At 44.4% G+C, this 4,633-nt stretch carries 5 protein-coding genes; 4 read left to right on the top strand and 1 reads right to left on the bottom strand.

Features of this window, described 5'->3' with window-relative positions; genetic code table 11:
* The first annotated feature begins 129 nt into the window (after nt 1–129).
* The 3 genes from A4E24_RS10420 to A4E24_RS10410 all read left to right on the top strand — a co-directional run bounded on the left by A4E24_RS10420 (nt 130) and on the right by A4E24_RS10410 (nt 3,090).
* Nucleotides 130–1,590, top strand: coding sequence for an APC family permease (locus tag A4E24_RS10420; protein ID WP_292353305.1), 1,461 nt, complete (start codon nt 130–132; stop codon nt 1,588–1,590).
* A 156-nt stretch (nt 1,591–1,746) separates the two neighbouring features.
* Nucleotides 1,747–2,388 carry an NAD(P)H-dependent oxidoreductase gene (locus tag A4E24_RS10415; protein WP_292353304.1) on the top strand — a complete coding sequence of 214 codons (642 nt, stop codon included), beginning with the start codon at nt 1,747–1,749 and terminating at the stop codon, nt 2,386–2,388.
* A gap of 276 nt (nt 2,389–2,664) precedes the next feature.
* A complete protein-coding gene (locus A4E24_RS10410) occupies nt 2,665–3,090 on the top strand; it encodes a peptidylprolyl isomerase (RefSeq protein ID WP_292353302.1) in 426 nt (141 codons plus the stop codon).
* Between the two features lie 132 nt (nt 3,091–3,222).
* On the opposite strand, the gene csa3 is transcribed toward A4E24_RS10410, so the two are convergent.
* Nucleotides 3,223–3,822, bottom strand: a complete 600-nt coding sequence (csa3, locus tag A4E24_RS10405; protein WP_292353301.1) for a CRISPR-associated CARF protein Csa3 — start codon at nt 3,820–3,822, stop codon at nt 3,223–3,225.
* Nucleotides 3,823–4,336: 514 nt separating this feature from the next.
* Here csa3 and A4E24_RS10400 point away from each other — a divergent pair.
* Nucleotides 4,337–4,633 (top strand): UvrD-helicase domain-containing protein (locus A4E24_RS10400; protein WP_292353299.1); only part of this gene is annotated, 297 nt, incomplete at its 3' end.

The following is a 4,633-nucleotide window of genomic DNA, read 5'->3' as shown; positions in this document are numbered from 1 at the left end:
GGAAGCTGAAGTAACTTCGTTCAGGTCGCAAAGGCCGGGAAATTGCGGTGCAAGACACCGGCCTTACTTCTCTCATATAGTTGGATAGGATCAGCTAAGTTAAGTATTTAAAATAAAGGAGTGATAATTATGGCTTCTAAAGAAGAAGGAGTTGACTGGCAGCAAGCAGCGCAATGTTCCAAGGTCGTATGTGAAGGCGGTAGTCTGGAACGGACCATTGACTGGAAGCAGGGTCTTGCTATTGCCATTGGTGTACCTCTCCTTATATTACCATCTATAGGTTATTTTGCAAGTTATCTATACTCATTTGCAATTATCGTGTGGGGTCTTTCCGTGTTTCAGGGTTTTATGCAGAACCTTGCCTACGGAGAACTTGCCACAACTTTCCCTAATGCTTCCGGACTCCCCGGATTTGCCCAGAATGTGTTCAAAGGCGATGGCAAATCAAAATACGACAAAGGTAATCTCATAGGGGGCTTCAGTGCATGGAGCTACTGGTTCGCATGGAATCCTGTGCTCGCTATTTTCGCTATCCTTGTGGGAAGTTATCTTCAGGGTCTGATCCCGGCACTTTCCGGGTATTCAGCATATAGTCTGTCCCTTGCTTCCGGTATTGTGATATTTGCAGGCCTGCTGATAATCAATTCCAGAGGTCTTTCAAGTGGTGCGACCATGGGATATATACTTGCTTTCCTGTCCCTTGCACCGCTGGCGATCATCACATTGTCTCCCTTTGCAACTGGTGATTTTATACTGTCCAACATTACTGGCTCATGGTTCCCGGCTGACTGGGCCTGGGATTTACATCATATCCTTATCCTGCTGGGTATTTTTGCAATGGCACAGTGGAGCGCATGTGCCTGGGAAACAGCGGCCATATATGGCCCTGAATATAAGAAACCAGGTTCTGACGTTCCCAAGGCATTGTTCAGTTGTGGTGCAGTCTGTCTGTTCACCTATATACTTGTCCAGGCAGCGGTTACAGGGACCCTGGGTGTAGAAGGAGTGCTTGCACAACCTGTTTCTCCCATGTTGCCGCTGGCTCAGGCCGCATTGGGCACTGTTGGTACATACATAGCCATTATCATGCTTGTGGCAGCAATGGTACTGATCATCCAGACAGCTTTCCTGGGATCTGCCAGGGCTATGCACTCCATGGCAACTGAAGGCAACCTGCCACGTATATTTGGTAAGATCAATGCTAATGGTACTCCTGTCTTCGCTATGATGGTGATAGCTCTGTTCAACCTGGCGCTCATATCTTTCGGCACACCTACTGCCATTCTGGCGGCATCTGCAATAGGATATGTATGTGCTAACGGTATCAGCCTGTTCGCATACGTCAAGGCCAAGGCTGATCCAAGACTTGCTGCTCTGGACAGACCTTTCAAGGCGCCATCCGGCTGGAAGAACGTTGCACTGCTCTTTGGTCTTTTCAACCTGCCTCTGTGTCTTATTGGTATAGTCTATCTCAACAGCCTTGAGATCGGCTGGACCTCTACAATTGTAGGTTTCATTGTACTGGGTCTGTACATTCCGCTGTGGTTCTACTCCCAGCACGAAGTGCATGTATCCAAGAACAAAGCCTGATATAAGATACGTAGAGTGAAAATGCCCTCTTGGACAGAGTGGCATTTTTTTATTTTTATATGTCTGCTTCCTGATATGCAGGCACTTTTACAATTTGAGCTTTGACGTAGGACCATTCTCATATAGTACGACCCCATAAAGGATATGGGGATCAATATGAACGTACTCTATATCTATGCACACCAGGAACCTGCATCTTTTAACGCCGCTCTGAAGGCTGTTGCTGTGGACACACTTGAAAAGGCCGGCCATAAGGTGAAGGTCAGCGATCTCTATGCCATGCACTTCAAGCCTGTGCTTGATGCTGGTGACTTCCTGCAAAGGAAAAAGCCGGATAAACTGGCTCTTTTTCCTGAGCAGATCAATGCTACTAAGACGGGTACTTTTGTGCCGGACATAATGGAAGAGATGGATAAGGTAAAATGGGCTGATCTGCTCATATTCCAGTTCCCTATCTACTTCACTGGTATGCCTGCAATCATGAAAGGCTGGCTGGACAGGGTCTTTGCAGCAGGCTTTGCATTTGACCCCATCACACAGGGTTTTTATGAAAAAGGTCTGTTAAAGGGAAAGAAGGTCATGATGACCATTACCACCGGAGCTGATGAGAACACGTATTCGGAAAGCGGGGCCCACGGGGACATCCATACACTCTTAAAATACATCACTCATTGTATCTTTGAGTACGTTGGTCTTGAAACATTACCTTCGTACATAATGTTCTCTGTGAACAGCCAGTCACAGGAAAAAGGACAGCAGAGTCTGGAAAAATACGGGAAGATATTGAAAGGTCTCTAAAAAATCACTATGGGGGCAGCTATTTGATGCTTCAGAGGATTTTGATACACGTCCTTTTTAATTGACTTGGGCAATTTTTTTATCAACGCAAGGGCGCCAAGACGCTAAGGCGCAAAGAAATAATAACAAGCTTTGCGTCCTTGTGACTTTGCGTTGTAAATGATTTGCAATAACAAATGTATAGAGACCAAAATTACCAAAAAACCTAAGTAATGTAGATCCCTCCTTTACACAAAAAAGGGCATTTACTTTTTTGCATGCACAGAGTTGATATTTTTGGCAATAAAAGATGGAGATACCATAAAGATAGGTTATACCGGCACACTGGATGACGGTACTGTTTTTGATAGTTCTGAAGACTATGGTGAGCCTCTTGAATTCACTGTGGGGGCACAGCAGGTCATACGGGGTTTCGAAGATGCCGTAAGAGATATGGAAGTGGGAGAGGAGAAAACCTTCAGGATAGAAGCCAGTGAAGCCTATGGTGAACACGACCCTAACCTCACACAGTCATTCCCAAGGTCAGCTCTCCAGTGTGACACGGAGATAGAGATCGGCATGATAATCATGCTAGGCAATGCTGATGGCCAGGAAATGCCTGCAATGATAACTGAGGTGACCGATGAAACGATCACCATAGACGTGAATCATCCTCTTGCCGGACAGGCCCTTACCTTCAGCATTAAGGTCATTGAAGCGTGAATTTGCTGTTCTGGGCCCTTGTGGGCCTAACCCTTCTTTTTATAAGTGGCTTTGTGCGTCTTTGAAACGCAAGACCCATATGGGACACCGCAAACAGCATTATCCAAAAAATAGATCGTATCCTGAGAAGACTTATATCACTGCAAGCCTTCCAGAATCTGTTATTTTGTAGCCCTCCTCATCTGTGATATATCCCATGGATCTTAGCTCCCTTAGGTGATTATAGGCCATGCCCTTGGAGATGCCTGCTTTGACAGCAATAGCCTCTACTGCAGCTGTGCCGTTCATTATAAGCTCCAGGATAAGTTTCTTCGTTGGTGAGATATTGAAGCTCAGTACAGGGAAATCAATGATGAAGTTATCTTCTTCTGTCACATACACTATCCGTGATACCATATCACTGCGTGCATAGGCACCGAACAGGGCCCCGAAAGCCTGCGGTTTACGGCCTCCTGATACGTTGATCAGTATTTTTCTTCCCTGAGCATGTTCTGTCTCGATCAGTGTTGCCACGTCCCGGGCCACTTTCACAGGATCGTAAAGAGAAGTTATCGCCTTCCTGATCTCTATGACCTTGCCAAACGTAGCTTCCAGCAACTGTTCAGCATGCACTTTTTTTTCGGCTGTGTCCTCTTCTGTCAATATGATGATCTTGGAGGGAGAGAGCCTTGTAACACAGATCAGTACGGGTTCAAGAGTGTATAATGTGGTAATAAGAGTGAAATCTGTCATTAGGGAAATAATATTCTATATGCTATATATTTGTATGGACCATTCAAGTGATAACGCATATTTAATCTATTGTAATTAGTTCATTGCATCAAAAGTTATATATTGGTCATGTATTGTATATAGTAAACATTCACAATTAGGCAGTTTATGTCTAACTGTGATGGGTGTCGGTGGTGGACAAAAGTATCAACTCTAAACTAAAAGAGTTCGATGCTACCGGGTCACTGTGTATACAACCTCTGTGGACCATAAAATTACAGTGACCCGGGAACAGCATCTGTTTCCATCTGTTCCGATAGTAAAAGATAACAAAACTACGTTTAAACTCTAATAGAAAAGAGCAAGATTATTATATTCTGAAACTGATACATATTATTGTGATCAGGATGTGTAACAAACTGGAAAAACTACCTAAAAATAAAGGAATTATTACTCTTTATTATGAACTGGCTAACTAATAAACGGCAATTTTGAGGTTTCTATAGCTGAGTGAGTTTCTAAAGGAGAAGTATTGATGACTAAACTCAATGCCGGTCAATCAAAAGCAGTATCTTATACTTCCGGTCCCCTGTTCATCCTTGCAGGCCCTGGGTCCGGAAAGACATTGACAATAACGCAGAAAGTACTGAAACTCATCAAGGACGGGATATCTCCGGACAGGATCCTTGCTCTTACGTTTTCCGAAAAAGCCGCCGGAGAGATGCAGGACCGAATAGAAAAGCACATTGGAGTTGGAACTGGTATTACGGTCTCAACATTCCATTCTTTCTGTAACGATCTTATTCGGGAGTTCTCACTGGACCTGGGCATC

Source organism: Methanomethylovorans sp. PtaU1.Bin093, assembly GCF_002067275.1.
Lineage (GTDB): Archaea > Halobacteriota > Methanosarcinia > Methanosarcinales > Methanosarcinaceae > Methanomethylovorans.
This window is presented reverse-complemented; position numbering and strand designations above follow the sequence as displayed.